Genomic DNA, 20,735 nt, shown 5'->3' with positions numbered 1-20,735 from the left:
GCCAGAGCCGTTGCCGCCAGAGCCGTTGCCGCCAGAGCCGTTGCCGCCAGAGCCGTTGCCGCCAGAGCCGTTGCCGCTAGAGTCGTTGCCGCTAGAGCCATTGCCGCCAGAGCCGTTGCCGCCAGAGCCATTGTCACCAGAACCACTATCGTCCTGAGAACCACCGTTTCCTGGTGGTTTATTATTATCTTTTGAGTTACCTTCTGCGAAATGATCGTTATTTTGTACAAGCGCATTTGTTACTGGAGAGAAGTTTTCTGTTGCTGCATTACCAATGTTTAAACCACTAAAAAAAGATAAAGAAAGAGTTGATGCTAAAATAAAAATTTTCGTCATTGATTTCCTCCTGAAACATTAATATTCCATCTAAAATACATCTCTTTGTAATATTTCATAGGAAAAAGAGTTTTATGCAAAAAAAACTATATATAGAAAAAGGTGGTATATTTCTAAAGAGAGAAAAGAGTGAGTGTAAATTCTTTATAATAGTAGAGTGGTGGGAATTTCACACCCATTCCAGTAGAGGAAGTGACAGCAGATGAAAGAGTATATTGCATTTGATATTGGTGGTACACAAATTAAATATGGAATTGTTTCAGAAACAGGAACAGTACTAAAGCATAAAACAGTTCCAACAGAAATTCATTTGGGCGGGGAACAAATCATTCAAAAACTCATTCTTTTATCAAAAAATTTAATGGGTAAACATACGATTTCGGGAATTGGCATTAGTACTGCGGGAATTGTTGACGTTAATAAAGGGATTGTGACGGGAGGTGCGGATCATATTCCAGGTTATAGTACGATTCCTATTATTAATAGATTGCAAGAGGTATTAAAAGTTCCTGTATCCATTGATAATGATGTGAATTGTGCAGCGTTCGGAGAAAAGTGGAATGGTAGTGCAAGAGAGAAAGAAAACTTTATTATGCTCACCCTTGGAACTGGTATTGGAGGAGCAATTTTTATAGATGGAGAGTTATATAGAGGGCATTTGTTTAGTGCTGGCGAATGGGGAAATATGTTAATAGAAGGAAAGCCGTTTGAAGAGATCGCTTCCATTTCAGGGTTAATTCGTCTTGTGCGAAAATATAAAGATGAAAGTGATTGGAATGGAAAAAAGATTTTCGAACTGTATGATAAAGGTGATAGGGAAGTTACCCAAGCAGTTGAGGTTTTCTTTAAACATTTAGCGATTGGAATTAGTAACCTTGCTTATATTTTTAATCCAGAAGTGATTGTTATAGGTGGAGGAATTACTGATAGGGGAAATGAGTTTTTAAAAGAAGTAAAAGAAGAGGTCAGTAAATACTTAAATAAAGAGATTTATAGTAATTGTGAGATTGAACTTGCGCAAAACGGTAATTGTGCAGGAATGGTTGGTGCTATTTACCACTTCTTACATCATCATAAGTAAGTTATATGAATGTTTTCATATAACTGAGAATTTATCCTTTTTATCACTAGGTAAATAATGCTACAATATAAGGGAAGAATACAATATTTTCCGTCTTGGAAAATGCTTTGTAGAAAGGAAGAAACTGCATGCCTATTATTTTAGAAAAAGGTCAAAAGATCGATTTAACGAAAGGACAACCAAAAGTAGCAAAACTACAGGTTGGCTTAGGCTGGGATCCAATTGGGCAATCAGGTGGGTTTCTGTCTTCATTATTTGGAAGTAAACCAAATGTAGATTGTGATGCATCTGTTGTTATGTTAGAAGGAGATCGTTTTGTTAATAAAAACGATTTAGTATACTTCGGAAACAAACTTTCTACTTGTGGTAGTATTATTCATTCAGGAGATAATTTAACAGGTGAAGGCGAAGGTGACGATGAAACAATCTTTGTAGAATTGCATAAAGTCCCAAGTCGTATTAACCGTTTAGTATTCGTTGTAAATATTTATGATTGTGTAAACAGACGTCAAGACTTTGGTATGATTCGTAATGCTTACATTCGTATTCAAAATCCTCATACAGGTGAGGAATTAGCACGTTATAATTTATCAGAAAACTATGCTAGTAAAACAACTTTAATTGCAGGAGAAATGTATCGATACGAAAATGAGTGGAAGTTTTCAGCAGTTGGAGAAGGCACACAAGATAAAAACTTAAGTGAGATTGTATCACGTTATCAATAGGATAAACTAAGGAGGAATTTAAAATGGCATCTATTTCTTTAAAAAAGGGACAAAAGGTAGATTTAACAAAAACAAATCCAGGTTTATCAAAAGTACTTGTAGGGCTTGGCTGGGATACGAACCGTTATGATGGACAAGCTGATTTTGATTTAGATGTTAGTATCTTTTTAGTAGGTGCGAACGGTAAAGTTTCAGGCGCAGAGGATTTCGTTTTCTATAATAACCCAAAAGGCGCGAATGGTGCTGTAGAGCATTTAGGAGATAACAGAACGGGTGAAGGCGAAGGCGATGACGAAGCGATTAAAGTAGATTTGAAAAATGTACCTGCACATATCGAACGTATTTGTTTCACAATCACAATTTACGATGGAGAAGGCCGTAGCCAAAACTTTGGTCAAGTTTCTAACTCATTCGTACGTATTGTAGATGAAGAAAAGAATGCAGAGTTAATTCGTTACGATTTAGGAGAAGATTTCTCCATTGAAACAGCTGTTGTAGTAGGCGAATTATACCGCCATGCAGGTGATTGGAAGTTCAATGCAATCGGAAGTGGATTCCAAGGTGGATTAGCGTCTCTATGCAATAACTTTGGGTTAGATGTAGAGTAATAGATTAATATATCCATCGATGAAATGCATGTTTACTGATGGATATATTTTTTTAGATAAAAATATAGAGGTGAATATAAATGGCTATTCAGTTACAAAAAGGACAGAAAATCGATTTAGGTAAAACAAGCCCTGGCTTAACAAAAGCAGTAATTGGTCTTGGGTGGGATATTAAGTCTTATGATGGTGGAGCTGATTTCGATTTAGATGCATCTGCCTTTTTATTAGATATGAACGGAAAATGTACGAAGGAAACTGATTTTATTTTCTATAATAATTTACAGTCTCCTTGTGGATCAGTTTTACATACAGGTGATAACCGAACGGGTGAAGGTGAAGGCGACGATGAGCAACTTGTTGTAGATTTGAAGAAAGTTCCAGCAGATGTGCACAAAATTGCTATTACAGTTACGATTTATGATGCGGAAGGTCGTAGTCAAAACTTTGGACAAGTAGGAAATGCTTTCGTTCGTTTAGCAAACGAAGAAACGAATGAAGAAGTTCTTCGCTTCGATTTAGGGGAAGATTTCTCTATCGAAACAGCAGTTGTCTTTTGTGAATTATATCGTCATAATGGACAGTGGAAGTTTAATGCAGTAGGAAGTGGATTCCAAGGTGGTTTAGGTGCGCTTGTAAGAGCGTATGGCTTGGATGCATAGAAAGGAAACGATATTCGTTTCCTTTTTTTGACCTTTCTATAAATCTAGCAAAGAATAGGGGATATAGGTAAGATGAGTATTTTGCAAGGAATCCTTGATACGTATGCTCAGTTTTTCGACTTGGACATGTGGATTAAAGTGTTGCAAGATCCAGTATCGTGGGGATTAATAGGTACACTTGTTGTACTTGAAGGATTACTATCTGCTGATAACGCACTTGTGTTAGCGGTAATGGTAAAACACCTTCCAGAAGAGAAGCGTAAAAAGGCTTTATTCTATGGACTTATTGGAGCGTATTTATTCCGCTTTATTGCGATTGGAATTGGAATGTTCTTAATTAAATTAGCATGGGTAAAAGTGTTAGGTGCACTTTACTTAGCTTGGCTTTCAATTAAATACTTTATTGATAAAAGAAAAGGTAATGCAGAAGAAGAGGAAGCTCATGGTATGAACCAAAACAGTATTCTCTTCAGAATGTTTGGTGTCTTCTGGGGAACGGTTGCGATGGTCGAATTAATGGATATCGCGTTCTCTGTAGATAGTGTACTTGCTGCATTTGGTGTATCAAATGAAGTTTGGATTCTATTGTTAGGCGGAATGCTCGGTATTTTAATGATGCGTGGTATCGCTGGTGTATTCTTAAAGTTGTTAGAGCGTATCCCAGAACTTGAAACGACAGCATATATTTTAATCTTAATTATTGCAACAAAAATGCTATTGTCTGTTATTCATATTGAAATAAGCCATACATTGTTCTTCGTTATTTTAGTTGTAGCATTTGGAGCAACATTTGTACTTCACTACGTGAAGAATTCTGGACAAGCTAAAGAAGAAGTTGCTGCTACTAAAGAAGACAATAAATAATTGAAATGGGTTTGCTCGTTTTGCGAGCGCCCATTTTTTATAACCAAAAATAGTTTATAATAGAAGAAAGACTTAGAAAAAGTAAATGTTTTTGGAGGTGAACTGTTGTGTTTTCACGTTTTACACTTCAACCATATGCATTAAAAGATGAATCAGATTTAAAGCAATTTGAAACGCTTTTAGAAAAACGTCCACAATATGAGCTGACAGAGAATGAGATGAAATTTAGTTATATAGCATGTCGAATCCTTGGCGTTCCTAATGATGTAGATGAATATTTCAATGAATTATTTGATTATAGTGAAGCGAAAGGAATTGAAGTTTTACACGAACAAAATTTAAATAAAGTGATTGATTCAGAAAAGCTTCGTCACATTCAAGAGGTGTTCGGATTACATCAAGAAGCACCAAATGGTCTAACAGTAAATAGGCTAGTGGCACACTTATCTGGGAAACAACTTTTACCGAAAGTAGACAATCCGGATTTACAGCATTATATACATACAACATTTATTTCTGTATTGAAATTATATGAGAAACAACATAATCAATCTCTAAAGACAGAAGGCTTCCGTCGTTTCTTAATCGACATGATTAAATTAAGCGAAAATTACGTAGCGAAGTGGTTCTCTACGATTAACTATAAGAAACAAATGCCACGTATCGTTTGGTACGGTGATGCACAGGAAAGCCGTATATATTTCTTATACTTTCTTATTATGCTCGGCTGCGATGTACTTTATTATCACCCAGAAGGAAAAGATGGATTTGAGAATGTTGATGAGGAAGGAAGAAGTTTTATTGTGTCTCATCCAAGTCGCATTTCTCTTGAGCCATTTCCAAATCGCCGCCGCGAGCGTGTTGCAACAGTGGCATATCAAGCTTCAAAAGAAATTGAACAAGTACTTCACCACGATAATTCACTATTATACAAGCCGTGGCAATTCCGTTCATATACACCTGTAGCACGTACATTAAAAACAACATACGATGAACTATTTTTAATTACGAAAGAAAAGGCGTTTGTACGCCCGACATTCTTTGTTGAAAATAAACACATTTATATTCCATCCCTATTTGCGAAAATATCAGGTGTTTCAAAGAATGATAAAGAGTATTTTCAGCGATTAAAGGCTGTTACATCATTTGATAACAGTTTATTAATTAATACATTTCCGTTTACGAAAGAACAAAAAGCAAATTTCCAATACCATTATCGAGATGCATTAGACCGCGGAGGGAAATTGCATCCAGATTTAATTATGAACAGTCATTGGTGGCCGCATAAACGATTGCCAGAAGGATTACAACATGGTATTGCAGAAGCGATTATCCATACGTGTGAAAGTGAAATGTGTAAACCAATTGCAAAAGAGACGAAACAAGATGTAGCGCTATATGTTTTCGCGCAACTTTCTCAAATACCACCGAATATTTTAGAACAGCTTGAGAAATTTGATTATTCACAAGATGTACCGAAAATTGTTATATTTAATAATGAGAAGAGTGGAGAGTTAACTCGTTCTGATGCTGTTTTATTACTATTTTTAAATCAAATTGGAGTAGATGTATTCCATTTCAATCCAACGGGAAGAAACGATATTGAACCGTATATTGAAGCTGGGGCATTTGATTCACATTGGCTTGAAGAGGTTAATTTCGATCTTGAGTTTCATGGTTCATCAGCCTATAAAAATTTATCACAAACAATAAAAGGACTATTTCGTCCATTTTTATAAGGAAAGGGAGAATACCATATGAATAACCCAGTCGTACTAGATTCGAAAACAGAATTAAATGAGCAAACAGCACAAGATGTTCGCTTGCAACTTAGACAAGATGCGGATGTACAACGTATTTATAATGCGGTAGATATTAAAGATCAATTAGAATTAATTGAACTTGGAAAAGAACCTTCTATGGAAATTTCACGTTTTGCTGATCAAATTTTACATACGATGTCATTATCAAAGATAGAAGATTCTGGTGAATTATTAAAACAGCTTGGTAAAATTATGGACCGATTCGATAGCAAAGACTTTGCGGAAGAGAAAAGTGGTTTCTTCTCACGTATGTTCAAAAAAGCGGATAAAATGATTGAACAAATCTTTAGCAAGTATCAAACGATGGGCCGTGAAATTGATAAAGTGTATGTGGAAATTACGAAGTATCAAGATGAAATGAAAAAATCAATTGGTACGTTAGATGGTTTATATGAGCAAAACTTAAAATATTATTTAGACTTAGAAAAATACGTAGTAGCAGGAGAAATGTTATTAGAGCGTTTAAATACAGAGTTAGTTCCGATGTATGAAGAGCGTGTACGTAATAATGATCAATTAGCAGGTATTGAATTAGAGTCGCTTAAAAACTCTGTTGAAATTTTAGAACAACGTATTGATGATTTAGAAAAAGCGCGTATGGTTGCGTTACTGACAGCACCACAAATTCGAATGATTCAACGTGGTAATAATAAATTAATTGGTAAAATCAATACAGCATTTATTACGACGATTCCTATCTTTAAAAATGGTATCATTCAAGCGGTAAATGCGAAGCGTCAAAAGCTTGTTGCAGATTCCATGGCTGAACTGGATCGCCGTACAAATGAATTACTTAAGAAAAATGCACAAAATATCGCAACGCAAAGTGTGGAAGTAGCGAGATTATCCGGTTCTTCTAGTATTAAGATGGAAACACTTGAGGAAACTTGGAACATTATTTCAAGAGGTATGCAAGAAACACAACAAATTGAAGAGCAAAACAAACGTGAGCGTGAAGAAAGTCGCAAACGTATGGCTACATTAACTGAGAACATTAAAAAAGAATTACAAGGGTAAATGAAAAGGCAATGAGGACTATTCCTCATTGCCTTTTAGTTTTTCTTCGCTAATTTAATGATTTCATTCACAACGAGCGGAATGATACTTAATAAGAGAACAAATCCCCAATCTCGCAGCGTTAATGCATGCACACCGAATATATTTGCAAGGGGCGGAATGGAGATGATACAAACTTGCATAAGAACACCGATAAGAAGGGAGAAGACTAAATATTTATTTGTAAAAATCCCAATTGAAAAAATTGATTTCGTTCTTGAACGCAAGTTAAATGAATGAACGAGCTGAGAAAAACTAAGAACGACAAATGCCATCGTTTGAGCGTGTAATAGAGCATCCTCATCAATTCGCTCTGGGAAAAGAGGGAATAAATTTGTATCTCCAGTATAGAACTTTGCTCCGGCGATAAAGGCTATTAGCGTTAAAAGTCCAATGACAACCCCATTGAAAATAAGGAAAGGAACGCTACCGCTAAATAAGCTTTCTTTCGCATGTCGTGGTTTTTCCTTCATCACATCAGGATCTTCAGGATCCACCCCAAGTGATAATGCAGGCAGCGTATCTGTAATTAAATTTACCCACAAAATGTGAATAGGTCGTAGTGGTGTTGCCCAGCCGAGTAAAATGGCTAAAAATAAAGTGATAATTTCTCCGAAGTTACAAGAGAGTAGGAAGAGAATTGATTTTTTTATGTTACGATAAATGTTTCTACCTTCCTCAACAGCTTTCACGATAGATGAGAAATTATCATCTGTTAATACGACATCCCCTGCCCCTTTTGCAACGTCTGTTCCTGTAATGCCCATCGCTACGCCAACATCTGCTTGTTTTAAAGATGGAGCGTCATTGACGCCATCACCAGTCATAGAAACGATATTGCCTTTTGCACGTAATGCTTTTACGATCTTTACTTTATGTTCTGGAGAGACTCTAGCGAATACATGTAAGTGATCAATTTTGCTTGCTAGTTCTGTATCTGAAATGTTATCTAATTCAGTTCCAATCATAATTTCACATATGTCTTCAGCAATGCCAAGTTCTTTGGCAATGGCGAAGGCGGTATCTTTATGGTCACCAGTAATCATAACTGTGCGAATACCGGCTTTTTTACATTCTGTAATGGAATCTTTTACTTCAGTTCGCGGTGGATCAATCATACCGACAAGACCAATAAAGATGAGGTTTTCTTCGAGATGATCTATATCCACATTGCTTGAATTGTATTGTTTAAATGCGAATGAAAGTACTCTTAAAGCTTCTCGGGACATTGCCCTGGCAGCTTCTAATATTTGATTTTTATCAGCCTCTGTTAGAACTTCGATTTTATCGTTTTTCAATATGTGGGTACACCGAGGTAAGAGCTTATCGATAGCACCTTTCGTCATGCTATAGTAGCTTTCATCGTATGTATGTACAGTTGACATCATTTTACGATCTGAATCGAAAGGTAGCTCATTAATACGTTCATGTATTTTTTCTAAATAATCTTTTTGCATATTAAAAGTGCTTCCGGCAACGAGAAGAGCAATTTCAGTCGGGTCTCCCGTTTGTGATTCATTGTTGTAAGACGCATCGTTACATAGCACCATATTTTCTAACAATAGACGTTGCACATCATTATTTACATTTAAATTTTCTAATTGATCGTATGTGTTATCACTATAAAAGTGAGTAACGGTCATTTTATTTTGTGTTAACGTACCTGTTTTATCTGAACAAATAATTGTGACAGAACCGAGAGCTTCGACAGCTGGTAGTTTCCGAATGATAACATTTTGTTTAATCATACGCTGCACACCAATTGCAAGAACGATGGAAACGATAGCTGGCAAACCTTCTGGAATAGCTGCAACGGCTAAACTAATAGCAGTCATAAACATTTCTAGTGTATCTCGTCCTTGTAAAAAGCCGATGAGAAACATAACGATACAAATCGCTACAGCAACAAAGCCTAAATACTTTCCGACTTGTGCTAAGCTTTTTTGAAGTGGTGTCATATCATCGTCTGCTTCATGCAACAGGGTAGCAATCTTACCAATTTGTGAGTTCATTCCAGTTTCAACAGCAACACCGACGCCTCTTCCGTATGTTACAAGGGTAGACATAAAGGCCATGTTTTTTTGATCACCGAGTGGTACTTGTTCATCACTTTGCATGGAAGGGTGGTAGATTGCATCTTTATCAACAGGGACAGATTCACCAGTTAGAGCAGATTCTTCAACTTTTAAATTTGCGGTTTCGATAAGGCGTAAATCGCATGGGATATATCGTCCGGCGTCGAGCATAACGATATCACCTGGAACGACGTGCTCAGATGGAATTTCTTTTAGTTCACCATCTCGCTTGACGATAGCTTTAGGTGTCGCCATCTTTTTCAATGCCTCTAAAGCTTGTTCTGCTTTCGATTCTTGGACGACACCGATAACAGCATTTAAAACTACAACGAGTGCAATAATACTTGCATCAGCCCATTCACCTACAAAGGCTGAAATAAGAGCAGCAATAATAAGGACATATACGAGGACGTCATTAATTTGGGCGAAAATACGTTGCCATAAAGTGCGTTTTTGTTTTGTAGCTAATTCATTAGAACCGTATTGCTTTAAACGTTCACTTGCAATTTCTTCTGTTAAACCGTGTTGTTCATTTGTTTCTAAGTCGATTAATGTTTGATCTTTCGTCTTACTGTACCAATTGCTCATAAGTAAGCACCTCCAGTAAAAACAGTTAGCAATGGTAGTGTTGCTATTATTTGTGAGTAGTATGTATGGAGAAAAAATCTAAGGTGAGGTTCTACTTCTATTGTACAATATTTTACAGTTGCTTGAGGGAAAGAGAAGAGTTGTCATGAATTTGTTGGAAATAAAAAAGAGCCTCATAAACGAGGCTTTTTACTTTTTAATTAATGTACCTAATTCTTCTGTAATAGCTTGCATTTCACTAATGCTGAATGTTTCACGTTTCATAACATGCTCATAAATGTCACGTAAGTCTTCGTACATTTCTTCATTAAAGCTAGCAGCTCTCATCGCTCCAGCATTAACCATACGTAATTTTTCTTTAATAGCTTCGACCATATATTCAACGTTTTCTTCTGACTTTACGGATAAATCCACCGAAGTGTCCCCCTTTAAAATAACATAAGGCTATCTTAACATTTTTTATCATTTTCGTTAATGAATCTTTTCAATCCTATTAAATTAGTAGGGATTTCCTTTATATTTAATAATTGGTTGTTTATACTATAAGTATATATAAAGAAATGCACCAAGAAAGGAAGAAACAAAAATATGGTTCAAGTATTGTTTGTTTGTCTTGGGAACATTTGCCGTTCTCCAATGGCAGAAGCGATTTTTCGAGATCTTGTCGTAAAAGAGGGACTCGAAGAGAAAATTGTCATTGATTCTGCAGGAACTGGAGATTGGCATGTTGGCCATCCGCCACATAAAGGAACACAAAAAATTTTAAAAGAAAATGCAGTCACTTTTGAAGGAATTAAAGCAAGGCAAGTAGAAAAAGAAGACTTAACAAAGTTTGATTATATTATTGCCATGGACAACAAGAATATAGCAGATTTAAAAAGTTTAGGTAAAACTGGAGGCTATATTGGTAGGCTGTCCGATTTTGTTCCAGACGGTGGCTGGACAGACGTTCCCGACCCTTACTATACAGGGAATTTCCAAGAAGTATATGACCTTGTAACAGAAGGGTGTGCAAAGCTATTAGCTTTCATTCGAAAAGAACAAGGAATATGAGGAAGCTTAGAAAGAAATACTTTCTAACATAAGAAATGAAAGGGTGAAGGAATATGGCAAAGAAAAATAATATTGCTCGAAACATTGCGATTGGTGTAGCTGCAGGTGTAGCTGTATCTATGTTGAAGAAAGAAAACCGTGAAAAAGTAAAAAATACTGCAGAAAAAGCAAAAACCAAGATGATTGAAATTGGTGAAAATGCAAAGATCAAAGAAAAAGTGCAAACTGTTACAGATAAAGGACGCGAACTTGCTGATTTAAATGTAGTGAAAGCAAAAGTAGCAGAAATTAAAAAATTGACGCCGTCTGTTGTAGAGACGTTAAAAGAAACGAAAGAAATTTTTAGTAAGAAAAAGGTTGAGCCAGCAGAGAAGCCAGAAACGATTGAAATTCAAGCTGTTTCTCCAAAGGTAGATGAGCTGAAGGCAGAAGAAGAGCCGGTAGTTGCTGAAGATGGCGGTATGAAAGAAGCGCGTGAACTATTTATGAAAGACTCCAATGTAGAGGAAAAAAAAACTGAAGCGTACATTGAGTTGAAGCAAGATAAAGAAGAGAAGAAAAGCGTTTAACCATATATGAGAAAAATTTTAGAAAAGGTGAGAAGAAATCGTACTTATTCGTTTGGTAAAGATTTATATGACCGAACGATGCGCGATGATGTAGCGGGCTTGGCAGCACAGCTCGCTTATTTCTTCTTGCTTGCGATTTTTCCTGGGCTTGTTTTCTTAATTACGCTTCTTGGATTCATTGACCTTCAAACAGAAAGTGTGCTCAACTTATTAGAACCGTACGTACCCGAAGATGCAATGTCTTTAATTGAAGTAAACGTTGATAAAGTTGTAAATGAGCAAAATGGTGGTTTATTATCATTTGGTTTATTATCAATGCTATGGTTTGCTTCAAATGGTGTAAATGCGGTGATGAATGCTTTTAACCGTGCGTATGATGTAACGGAAACACGTTCTTTTATTAAAACGAGAGCTTTATCAATTGTGTTTACGTTAGCGATTATTTTTATGATTGTGTTTGCGCTAATTGTTCCAGTGTTTGGACAAGTCATTGGGGCAGCTGTATTTAAAGCAATTGGTTTATCGGATAGCTTTTCTTACGTGTGGAGTATTACGCGTTTAGTAGCGAGTTTCTTCGTGTTATTTGCATTGTTTAGTTTTTTATATACATTTGCACCAGATCGAAAATTAAAAAGAAGAGAAGTCATTTCAGGAGCAACATTTGCTACTGTAGGATGGATTGTGGTATCGTACTCATTTGCTTATTATGTAGATAAGTTTGCGAATTACGCCAATACATATGGTGGTCTCGGTGGTATTATTATTTTAATGTTATGGTTTTACTTAACTGGATGGGTAATTTTACTTGGCGGCGAAATTAATGGTTTACTCCATCATTATAGGACGGGTGACAATAATTCCCGTAATGAAAAGTGAGCTCTTGTTCCATAATAAAAAGGAACAGGGGGGATATTTCATGAGTAATAATAAAAAGAATCACAACAATAAAAATAACAATAAGCAAAAGAGCAGTTCGCATCCAAAGCATAAAACGAGTGGTAGTGCGAACGGGCATAATAGCTATCACTAAAATAAAACGGGTCCTCTATGAGGGACCCGTTCTTATTTGTTTCCTTTTAATAATCGTAAGCCATTCAAAATAACAAGAATTGTACTTCCTTCATGCCCGATAACACCGAATGGAAGAGCTAAAAATTGTAAGAAGTTTGAACAAATGAGCATTGCAATTACAGCTAGTGAAAAGATTACGTTTTGCTTTACAATACGGTTCATTCGTTTTGATAAACGAATTGCTTGTGAAAGTCGAGATAACTCGTTCTTCATAAGTACAACGTCTGCCGTTTCTAAAGCTACGTCTGTTCCTTCTCCCATCGCTACACCAATGCTAGCAGTAGCGAGTGCAGGGGCATCATTTATACCATCTCCGACCATTGCTACTGTCCCGTATTTTTCTTTTAGCTTTTTAATCGTTTCAACCTTTGTTTCTGGTAAGCATGATGCGTAATATTCCTTTATATTACTTTCAGAGGCAATAGCTTTTGCTGTTTCTTCATTATCTCCAGTAATCATAATGGCCTCGACACCGATGCTTTGTAATTCGCGAATAGCAGCTATTGTCTCTTGGCGAAGAGTATCTTTTAAAGCGATAAGTCCAAGGATGCCATCCTCATCACTAATATAAACCACAGTTTTACCTTCTTTTTCAAGTGAGGCAGAAATACCATTATGAAATGTCTTTGTTTCTTCACCGATAAAATCAGCTTTACCTATTTTATAAGCTTTGTTTTCGAATATTCCTTTTAGCCCAAAACCAGTTACATCTTCAACGTTTTCTGGTTTTTTTAATGTAATGTCATACGCATGTTTTGCATATTTCACAATAGATTCAGCTAAAGGATGTGTAGAGTGACTTTCAATTGCTGCTGTAATAGAAAGTACTTCTTTTTCTGTCATATTTTCTCGAACATATACATCTGTTACAGTAGGTTTTCCTTCTGTTAATGTTCCTGTTTTATCAAAGGCAATTGCTTTTACTGAAGCGAGACGTTCTAAATGTATGCCACCTTTAAAGAGAATTCCGTTTCTTGCGCCGTTAGAAATAGCAGATAACGTTGCTGGTGTAATGGCAGCAACGAGTGCACAAGGAGATGCGACTACAAGTAAAATCATAGCGCGATAAAACGTTTCATTCCAGCTCCAATCCAGCAAGAAATGAGGGACGAACATCATAAGCGCAACAACGAGTAGTACACCTTTTACATATGTTCCTTCAAACTTTTCGATGAATAGTTGTGATGGTGATTTTTCACTCTGTGCACTTTGAACGAGACGGATAATCTTTTGGAATAATGTTTGATCGCTCGGCTTCGTAATTGTAACTTCGATAGCACCGCGTAAATTTACAGTACCAGCAAATACTTCATCACCATATTTTTTTTCATTTGGAATGGGTTCACCAGTAATCGCTGCCTCATCGATATTTGTTTCACCGCTATGAATTGTACCGTCAGCAGGAACGCGCTCACCTGGTTTAATTAGAATAATGTCGTTAATTTGTAATCGTCCAACAGGAACACGTTCTTCAGTTCCGTTTGAAATACGTAATGCTTCTTCAGGTTGTAGATCAAGAAGCGCTGAAATTTCTTTTTGACTTTTACTTAATGTATAAGATTCCATCGCACCGCTTAGTGCGAAGATAAAGATTAAAATCGCGCCTTCTGCCCAGTAGCCAATGACTGCAGCGCCGATAGCAGCAAAGAGCATAAGCATTTCGACATTTAGCTCTTTCTCCTCAATTGTATCTTCAATACCTTCTTTTGCTTTTGCATATCCACCAACTATATAAGCAAGGATATAGCAAGTAATGCCTACATTCATTACATCGTTCTTTGTGAATAACCAACCAGCTAAAATGAAAATACCAGATGCGATTGCAAATATAAGTTCATAATGTTTCTTTAATGTATCCCATAAAGAGGGATGAGAAATAGACTTTTGTACTTGTAATGTTTTTACTTCTGAGTTCATTACTACTCGCTCCTTCCAAATTCTTATTGAGAAAAAGAATCAAAATCGAAACCCCTATAAAACGACGAAAGCTGCCATCCATAATGGATAGCAGCATTTCTGTTGAAACTGATTTTAATAGTTATTATGTTGTAATTATTCTATAGTATAGCATATGTTTTCGTTAGATGATATATTTTTGTTTGTTTAGAAACTGAAAACTTGTGTTTTCTCAATTCCTTTGGTATATATGAATACTGTTCATAAAAAGGTCGGAAAGGAAGACAACAAGTGAAGACAGAGAAATTTTTTACCCATCCGATTGGCGTATTTATTGCTGCAATAGTAGCAACTTTTTTATGGGGAAGCGCATTTCCTTTTATTAAATTAAGTTATGCTGAACTTGGAATTCAGCCACAAGAAGTTGGAGAGCAAATATTATTTGCTGGCTATCGTTTCTTTTTATCTGGGGTTATGCTTTTATTCTTCTTTAAAGCGTTAGGAAAAGATATGAATTTCAAAAAAGGAACGGGGAAGCAGTTAGTACAAATTGGCTTATTTCAAACATTTCTTCAATATATATGTTTTTATATTGGGATGAGTTATAGCTCTGGTATTGAAGGAGCTATCATTTCAGGAACATCATCATTCTTTCAAATTTTACTCGCGCACTTCTTATATAAAGACGATGCGCTCAATATGAGAAAAATAATTGGAGTCTCTATCGGATTTTGTGGTGTCGTTTTAGTAAATGTACCGAGTGATGGTAGTTTGTCATTCCATTTCGGAATCGGTAGTTTATTACTTCTGAGTGCAGCAATGTTGTACTCGTATGGGAATATATTGGCGAAAGAAGGTAGTAAAACATTAGATGTTGGCTATATGACAGCATACCAAATGATTTTTGGTTCTATCGGGCTATTATGTATAGGGGCTTTGCAAGTTGGAGTTATGCCATTTACATTCAGTGTACATGCAATACTTATGCTGATTTACTTATCTTTCTTATCCGCAGCAGGATTTTGCATTTGGAATACAATTATGAAGTACAACAAGGTTGGAAAAGTATCAATGTATATGTTCTTCATACCCGTATTTGGTGTGCTATTATCGAGCATGATTTTAGGAGAAGCAATTCACTCATTCGTACTATTCGGTTTAGCGTGTGTAGCTACGGGAATTATTGTGGTGAATCGGACACCAGCTAAGCAAAAAATAGAACAAGAAAAACAAGTAGCATAGGCAAAGGGAAGACGATTACAATGGAAGAACAGTACTGTTCTTCTTTTTTTGTATAGAAAAAGGATAATAGACTAGGTGTCACGAAAAAAGATACAAAAAGCATTTATTGAGGAGAACATATTATGAATCTACTTTATATGGTATTAATTGGACAAATCATTCTTTTTTTAATTGGTGCAATGTACGCAATAGGGCAGACGAAAAAAACAAGAAATAACATGCCGTTACCTTTAGCGGTGCGTCTTATTCTTAGTTTTTCTTTAACAGCAAGTGCAATTTGGATATGGTTACAAGATCCATCAGTAGATTATAGTACGTGGGTTGCACTAGGGATGACGTTATCAACTGTAGGGGATTTATTTATGGCAGGTTTAATTCCAATTGGTCACAGGCTAATTGGAGGGATGATTACTTTCGCGCTTGCGCATTGTTTTTATGTAAAAGCATTTTTGCAAACAGGCATTTCATGGAATGGTTTTTGGATTGGTTTACTCGTATACGGACTCTTTCTCATTATAGGATGGTTCTTCTTTATTCGAAATGAGAAACAGGATAAATTGTTTACGATAGGAGCGCTCATTTACGGATTGTGGGTTGGAGGCATGGCTTGCTTTGCGTTCGCCTTATACTATGAGAATACAGGAATATGGTGGATACCAGCTTTTGGTGGCTTACTATTTGTCATTTCTGATTTTATTATTGGCGTGACAGATATTGGAGGACGCAAATTAAAGTATGAACCACTTTGGATTTGGTTTACATATGTAGCGGCTCAAATGTGTATTGTATATGTGGGAATATAAAAAGGTACTCTTCGAATAGTGGATAGACTATTTGAAGAGTATCTTTTTTGTTACTATGCTACAATGTTTTTTTGTTGTAGAGCAGAAAGGCTGTATTCATCTGCTGCTTTATAACCTTGGGATAATAAATCATTGATGTAAAGCTTGTTGTAAATAAAGCAGAAGACTAAGTTAGAGAATCCGAATGTAAACATACTAGCGACTAAAATAATTAAAAACCATTTCCAGTCTCCACGGAATATAGCAGGGAAGAAACCAAAGAAAAATACAGTCCAACTAAAACCAATTTTTGCTTGTTTAATTTGACCGGTATTTTCATTTTTAAGCATAACTTTCATAGAAAAAGTCCTCCTAAGTAACTAAAAATATAATGATAAATGCAAGATATAGTATATCAAAATAATACATTCTTGAATATTATTATTTGTATTTTTGTAATATTAGAATTTTATAATTCAGAATTTTGTGGAAAATACATGGTTGAAGTCTTTATAATAAAAGTAAAAAGATAATGAGATGGTGGAATGATGCAAAAGAAAAAACGTTTGCGTGAATTCTTTGGAACAATTGCAATTGCTTTTTTGCTCGTGTTTTTGGCGAAAATTTTCGTGTTTTTTCCTACGACTGTAAAAGGGGCGTCTATGAAGCCAACATTACAAGATGGGGATAAGGTGATTGTGAATAAGTTGGCAAAGCAATTTGAAAGTTATGGGAGAGAAGATATTATTGTTGTAAAGACAGATAATTTTTATGTGAAAAGGGTTATTGGTTTGCCTGGCGATGTTATTGAGGTGAGAAATGATCAATTATATGTGAATCATGAAGTAATAGAGGAAGCGTATTTGTATAGTAATAAAAAACAAGCTGAAAAAAAACTTATGAATTTAACGGAGGACTTTGGACCGATTACAGTTCCTAAAAATAAGATTTTTGTTATGGGAGATAATCGCTTAATAAGCAGAGATAGTAGAAATGGTTTAGGACTCATTGATAAAGCAGATGTATTAGGAGAATTAGCGGCAATTTATTATCCATTTGGACATATGAAAATAATGAATTAAAGTAAAAAACCAAGCAAATTTCAGTTTGCTTGGTTTTTATGTTAAATCGTAGGAGACTCATTAAATTCATAGACGTCTTCATTGTTTTTGTTCGTACTTAAAACGAATTTGTGCTGCAATAGTTGTAGTTTAAAGAATGCTAACGGATCGTGATAAGTTTCTGGGTTGCTTCTTAACGTTGCTAATGTTTGCTCGTCTTCCTGTATTTCAAGTTGAGCGGTTTCTACATTTTGCTTCAATATGCTAAGTGGATCTTTAAAGAACATCATGATATCTCGTTCTAATGCGCCTTCAAATACTTCAAATTGAAGGAAGAATTGTTTTGAGATTGTTTGAGCAATTTCCGTATAATCTTCCGTTTCAATGTATTGTTTATATTTGTTTGCAAGCATAGATTGATTTTTTTGCATGTTACCAAACAGTTTTCCTGCACTCTTTAAGAAAAATTGTGTCGGTGTAAAGCGTAATAAAATATTGATGTTCGATACTGTAATTCTATTTGTCATACGTACAACATCTCGATGCCAATCATCTAGTAATTTGAAATCGCAAGGAAGTTTCATACGTTCTTCTTTATATAATTTATTAAATGTTTCACTCATTTCATCTAAATAAGATTGAGCTTGAATAAATTCATTATGCGCTGTTTCAATCCACTCTTGAATAAATCCAGTAAATTTAGGGAGAAGCACTTGCTGTACATGTTTTTGAATTCGTTCGTTCATGGCAGTATTTAATTCTTCATGAACTAATTTGAAATCACTATCTTCTTGAACAAGATCAGAGCAGCTCTGTAATAATTCAGGAATTTGAGAATGGATATCTCGTGTGATTTCTTCTTTCGTTAAAAGATAAGATTCTGTAATAGAACGAATTTTATCTTTTTCAAGAGCGGTAAGATTGTTAATAAATCCGTTTAGTTTTACTGAGATATGTTTATTCCAACGTACTGATTTGACTAATGTATTTTCTAATTCCACACGTTCATTTACAAGGTATGCGATGGTCTTTTGAGTAAACCATATTAGTTTTTCGATACGTTCTTGTTCTATATCGCGTTCTGCTAGATTAGAAAGAATAGACTCTGTCACGTCCCCAAGTTGTTGGCTTCCCTCTTGTGAAGGAGAGTATGGGAAGAACTGCGCATTTGGGAAATGGACTTTCATCTTACTCATTAGTTTTTCATTCGTATCCGCACTATTTGTGTGTAATACGAAATGAATTTGTAAGTTTGGTACTTGTTCACTTAAATAAAGTAATGTATCGAGTTCTTCACCATGTAACGATGAAGCAGAATTTAATACGTAAATAAGGCTATCTGCGGCTTGTAAGTATTCAAAATATGAGCTGTTTTTATCCACTTGTCCTTGAACAGATGGTGTAACAAGAAATGCAAATTTATTCTTTCTCAAAAATCTACTTGGTAATTTAATTTCTATACATTTGTTCTCAAGTTCTGATTGTTCAGGTGTAGCCATTATTTGATGGAATTCATCAAAGTTCGGTATATTGTGCACATCTAGCTCAGTGAATTCTGTTATTTCAGTTTGGCTATCATCCTTAAATAGAATAGGAGTTGTTATAGTTTCAGTTAAGATGTTCTCTCCTAATATTGAATTGACGAATGATAATTTATCATGGTCACTAGTTCCCGCAATTAGTAATTTTGTAACATTTAAATCACATAGTTCATGAACGAGTAACGTAAATTGATGACTTAAATCTACATCATTTTTTTCAGCCCATACAGCAATTGTTTCGAATAAATGAGAAACAGTTTCCATATTTACATTTGTTTCAGCTGTTGAATTAGAGAGTAGGGCTCCCGCACTTTTTACGAGTAATGACTCTAAAGTTGTAGGTGAAACTTCATTCCACGCTAACACTGCAGCAGAGACGAATAGAGCGTCTTTTGCTCTCGTTAAACTAAACCAATTTGTTAATAAGTCAGGTACAAGTCCTTGCATTTCATGCATGAAATGTTCACCAGTAATTAATTCAAAGTACGTATCTTGATAGCGTTCAACAATTTCATGCCAATCGTCATTGTTGTCTGTTTCAATATGTAAGAATAAATGATTTATTGTTTGAATCCAAGCTAGATGCGATTTTTCATTTTGATAGCTGTTCCAAAGAGCGATAACAAGTTCCTTAAATTGGACTTGATCAATTGCATATAAAGCTTTTAAAGATTCATAGAAATATTCTGGTTTGATTTGTTTCGTAAATCCTTGATTCACATAATTAATTAAAGTATCGAACCAGTGTAATGATTTTGTTCGAATTCCTTCTTGAACGGCAAGTTCGATGGCGTTATTCCAATCTTCTTGTTTTTCATAGAACGAGCGAGCAATTGAAGTAATATTTGGATAGTCAGGTTGAAATGCAACAGCTTCACTAATCGTCTTAAATGCTAGACCTAAACGATCTTGTTCGATATAAAGAGAAAGAAGTTGTAAGGAAACCTCCATTGTAAGAGTTGTATCTTCCGTTTGGATAGATTGATACATTTCTTCTGCTTTTGGTAAGAATCCTAGTTCAAAATAAGCATCTGCAATATTTTTGGTTGCCCAAAGTGCAAGCTCATTATTTACTTTCTCCCATTTAAATATCGCTGCTTCAAAGTCTTTATTTTGGTAATACAATTCACCTTGAGCAAAGCGAATATTAGAAATGTTGGAGAATTCATTTGTAGATTCATTTATATATGCTTCACCGAGTACTTCTGATACTGGAGTAGAAGTTTCTTCTGTTAAAAATGTTTTATAGTAAACCTTTTGGATAAATTGATTTTCAATGGTCATGTTCGTTCCCCCTGTATAATTTAGAAAAATGATGTTGTATGTAAAGGGTGCATGTTCTTTTAATAGGTAGAAGTTGCATTATATCGACCAAACTATGTTTTTGCTAGGTATATCATTTTTCCTGAGAGTTAAACCGTTGCGAAAAGTAACTTTCCTTTATTGTAACAAAAAAACAAGCATATGAATTTTTATTTTTTAATCCCGGTATTGGTGGATAGTAAGATTAGCCCTTCAAGAAGAGATAGATATAAGGGAAGAAGGCGGGAGTCTAGCGCATGATTGATGTGTACTAAGAATGAGCGAGGTCACTGATTAATAGTTCAATTTCCTCCTGCTAAAGGAATGGATAGAAGTAGAGTTCATTATAAAAACAATGTATAGTGAATATGTATACCATGTTTGTCTGAAAGATAGAAAGGGC

The 20,735-nt window shown here is 35.4% G+C and carries 18 protein-coding genes and 1 pseudogene; 13 read left to right on the top strand and 6 right to left on the bottom strand.

The window, feature by feature from the left end:
- Window positions 1-336, bottom strand: a pseudogene (locus PDK19_RS23775) (cell wall anchor protein); the annotation flags it as partial.
- Between the two features lie 202 nt (window positions 337-538).
- Here PDK19_RS23775 and PDK19_RS23770 point away from each other — a divergent pair.
- The 7 genes from PDK19_RS23770 to PDK19_RS23740 all read left to right on the top strand — a co-directional run bounded on the left by PDK19_RS23770 (window position 539) and on the right by PDK19_RS23740 (window position 7,113).
- A complete protein-coding gene (locus PDK19_RS23770; RefSeq protein ID WP_000666136.1) occupies window positions 539-1,417 on the top strand; it encodes an ROK family protein in 879 nt (292 codons plus the stop codon).
- 128 nt (window positions 1,418-1,545) lie between these two features.
- Window positions 1,546-2,142 carry a TerD family protein gene (locus tag PDK19_RS23765; RefSeq protein ID WP_001121593.1) on the top strand — a complete coding sequence of 199 codons (597 nt, stop codon included), beginning with the start codon at window positions 1,546-1,548 and terminating at the stop codon, window positions 2,140-2,142.
- Window positions 2,143-2,165: 23 nt separating this feature from the next.
- The gene (locus PDK19_RS23760; RefSeq protein ID WP_000146721.1) at window positions 2,166-2,750 is read left to right on the top strand and encodes a TerD family protein; all 585 of its coding nucleotides are present in this window, start codon (window positions 2,166-2,168) and stop codon (window positions 2,748-2,750) included.
- 80 nt (window positions 2,751-2,830) lie between these two features.
- Window positions 2,831-3,409 carry a TerD family protein gene (locus PDK19_RS23755; RefSeq protein WP_001007530.1) on the top strand — a complete coding sequence of 193 codons (579 nt, stop codon included), beginning with the start codon at window positions 2,831-2,833 and terminating at the stop codon, window positions 3,407-3,409.
- A gap of 72 nt (window positions 3,410-3,481) precedes the next feature.
- Window positions 3,482-4,273 carry a TerC family protein gene (locus PDK19_RS23750; RefSeq protein ID WP_000025691.1) on the top strand — a complete coding sequence of 264 codons (792 nt, stop codon included), beginning with the start codon at window positions 3,482-3,484 and terminating at the stop codon, window positions 4,271-4,273.
- Between the two features lie 107 nt (window positions 4,274-4,380).
- Window positions 4,381-6,012, top strand: coding sequence for a YceG family protein (locus tag PDK19_RS23745; RefSeq protein WP_049112249.1), 1,632 nt, complete (start codon window positions 4,381-4,383; stop codon window positions 6,010-6,012).
- An 18-nt stretch (window positions 6,013-6,030) separates the two neighbouring features.
- Complete coding sequence (locus PDK19_RS23740; protein ID WP_001064413.1) at window positions 6,031-7,113, top strand: toxic anion resistance protein; 1,083 nt, start codon at window positions 6,031-6,033, stop codon at window positions 7,111-7,113.
- A 35-nt stretch (window positions 7,114-7,148) separates the two neighbouring features.
- Here PDK19_RS23740 and PDK19_RS23735 read toward each other — a convergent pair whose 3' ends face one another.
- The gene (locus PDK19_RS23735; protein ID WP_049112251.1) at window positions 7,149-9,815 is read right to left on the bottom strand and encodes a cation-translocating P-type ATPase; all 2,667 of its coding nucleotides are present in this window, start codon (window positions 9,813-9,815) and stop codon (window positions 7,149-7,151) included.
- A 189-nt stretch (window positions 9,816-10,004) separates the two neighbouring features.
- The gene (locus tag PDK19_RS23730; RefSeq protein ID WP_000366197.1) at window positions 10,005-10,229 is read right to left on the bottom strand and encodes a DUF1128 domain-containing protein; all 225 of its coding nucleotides are present in this window, start codon (window positions 10,227-10,229) and stop codon (window positions 10,005-10,007) included.
- A 174-nt stretch (window positions 10,230-10,403) separates the two neighbouring features.
- Between PDK19_RS23730 and PDK19_RS23725 the strand changes: the two genes are divergently transcribed.
- From PDK19_RS23725 to PDK19_RS23715, 3 genes are read left to right on the top strand one after another with little or no spacing between them, the layout of a single operon-like run.
- On the top strand, window positions 10,404-10,868 hold the full coding sequence (locus tag PDK19_RS23725; RefSeq protein WP_000250909.1) for a low molecular weight protein-tyrosine-phosphatase: 465 nt from the start codon (window positions 10,404-10,406) through the stop codon (window positions 10,866-10,868).
- 53 nt (window positions 10,869-10,921) lie between these two features.
- On the top strand, window positions 10,922-11,437 hold the full coding sequence (locus PDK19_RS23720) for a DUF4075 domain-containing protein (protein WP_001085393.1): 516 nt from the start codon (window positions 10,922-10,924) through the stop codon (window positions 11,435-11,437).
- Between the two features lie 6 nt (window positions 11,438-11,443).
- Window positions 11,444-12,313: a YihY/virulence factor BrkB family protein gene (locus PDK19_RS23715; RefSeq protein WP_001226530.1), complete on the top strand. Its 870-nt coding sequence runs from the start codon at window positions 11,444-11,446 to the stop codon at window positions 12,311-12,313.
- 186 nt (window positions 12,314-12,499) lie between these two features.
- Here PDK19_RS23715 and PDK19_RS23710 read toward each other — a convergent pair whose 3' ends face one another.
- On the bottom strand, window positions 12,500-14,425 hold the full coding sequence (locus tag PDK19_RS23710; protein ID WP_001083789.1) for a heavy metal translocating P-type ATPase: 1,926 nt from the start codon (window positions 14,423-14,425) through the stop codon (window positions 12,500-12,502).
- A 270-nt stretch (window positions 14,426-14,695) separates the two neighbouring features.
- Here PDK19_RS23710 and PDK19_RS23705 point away from each other — a divergent pair, with 270 nt between their 5' ends.
- A complete protein-coding gene (locus PDK19_RS23705; protein WP_074615703.1) occupies window positions 14,696-15,646 on the top strand; it encodes a DMT family transporter in 951 nt (316 codons plus the stop codon).
- A gap of 122 nt (window positions 15,647-15,768) precedes the next feature.
- A complete protein-coding gene (locus PDK19_RS23700; protein ID WP_001051060.1) occupies window positions 15,769-16,449 on the top strand; it encodes a lysoplasmalogenase in 681 nt (226 codons plus the stop codon).
- 53 nt (window positions 16,450-16,502) lie between these two features.
- On the opposite strand, the gene PDK19_RS23695 is transcribed toward PDK19_RS23700, so the two are convergent.
- Window positions 16,503-16,787: a hypothetical protein gene (locus tag PDK19_RS23695; protein ID WP_000867043.1), complete on the bottom strand. Its 285-nt coding sequence runs from the start codon at window positions 16,785-16,787 to the stop codon at window positions 16,503-16,505.
- A 186-nt stretch (window positions 16,788-16,973) separates the two neighbouring features.
- On the opposite strand from PDK19_RS23695, the gene lepB reads away from it, so the two are divergent.
- Window positions 16,974-17,510, top strand: coding sequence for a signal peptidase I (lepB, locus tag PDK19_RS23690; RefSeq protein WP_074615177.1), 537 nt, complete (start codon window positions 16,974-16,976; stop codon window positions 17,508-17,510).
- A 41-nt stretch (window positions 17,511-17,551) separates the two neighbouring features.
- Here lepB and PDK19_RS23685 read toward each other — a convergent pair whose 3' ends face one another.
- On the bottom strand, window positions 17,552-20,314 hold the full coding sequence (locus tag PDK19_RS23685) for a tetratricopeptide repeat protein (RefSeq protein ID WP_074615178.1): 2,763 nt from the start codon (window positions 20,312-20,314) through the stop codon (window positions 17,552-17,554).
- Between the last annotated feature and the right edge of the window lie 421 nt (window positions 20,315-20,735).

It is taken from the genome of Bacillus cereus group sp. BcHK124 (genome assembly GCF_027712065.1).
GTDB lineage: Bacteria > Bacillota > Bacilli > Bacillales > Bacillaceae_G > Bacillus_A > Bacillus_A pacificus.
The sequence above is the reverse complement of the archived record's forward strand: the minus strand, read 5'-3'. Positions and strand labels throughout refer to the sequence as shown.

What these genes read in the sequence shown, in the direction of transcription:
- PDK19_RS23770 (WP_000666136.1), top strand. Translation starts at nt 539, where the DNA reads ATGAAAGAGTATATTGCATTTGATATTGGTGGTACACAAATTAAATAT.
- PDK19_RS23765 (WP_001121593.1), top strand. Translation starts at nt 1,546, where the DNA reads ATGCCTATTATTTTAGAAAAAGGTCAAAAGATCGATTTAACGAAAGGA.
- PDK19_RS23760 (WP_000146721.1), top strand. Translation starts at nt 2,166, where the DNA reads ATGGCATCTATTTCTTTAAAAAAGGGACAAAAGGTAGATTTAACAAAA.
- PDK19_RS23755 (WP_001007530.1), top strand. Translation starts at nt 2,831, where the DNA reads ATGGCTATTCAGTTACAAAAAGGACAGAAAATCGATTTAGGTAAAACA.
- PDK19_RS23750 (WP_000025691.1), top strand. Translation starts at nt 3,482, where the DNA reads ATGAGTATTTTGCAAGGAATCCTTGATACGTATGCTCAGTTTTTCGAC.
- PDK19_RS23740 (WP_001064413.1), top strand. Translation starts at nt 6,031, where the DNA reads ATGAATAACCCAGTCGTACTAGATTCGAAAACAGAATTAAATGAGCAA.
- PDK19_RS23735 (WP_049112251.1), bottom strand. Translation starts at nt 9,815, where the DNA reads ATGAGCAATTGGTACAGTAAGACGAAAGATCAAACATTAATCGACTTA.
- PDK19_RS23725 (WP_000250909.1), top strand. Translation starts at nt 10,404, where the DNA reads ATGGTTCAAGTATTGTTTGTTTGTCTTGGGAACATTTGCCGTTCTCCA.
- PDK19_RS23720 (WP_001085393.1), top strand. Translation starts at nt 10,922, where the DNA reads ATGGCAAAGAAAAATAATATTGCTCGAAACATTGCGATTGGTGTAGCT.
- PDK19_RS23715 (WP_001226530.1), top strand. Translation starts at nt 11,444, where the DNA reads ATGAGAAAAATTTTAGAAAAGGTGAGAAGAAATCGTACTTATTCGTTT.
- PDK19_RS23710 (WP_001083789.1), bottom strand. Translation starts at nt 14,425, where the DNA reads ATGAACTCAGAAGTAAAAACATTACAAGTACAAAAGTCTATTTCTCAT.
- PDK19_RS23700 (WP_001051060.1), top strand. Translation starts at nt 15,769, where the DNA reads ATGAATCTACTTTATATGGTATTAATTGGACAAATCATTCTTTTTTTA.
- PDK19_RS23695 (WP_000867043.1), bottom strand. Translation starts at nt 16,787, where the DNA reads ATGAAAGTTATGCTTAAAAATGAAAATACCGGTCAAATTAAACAAGCA.
- lepB (WP_074615177.1), top strand. Translation starts at nt 16,974, where the DNA reads ATGATGCAAAAGAAAAAACGTTTGCGTGAATTCTTTGGAACAATTGCA.
- PDK19_RS23685 (WP_074615178.1), bottom strand. Translation starts at nt 20,314, where the DNA reads ATGACCATTGAAAATCAATTTATCCAAAAGGTTTACTATAAAACATTT.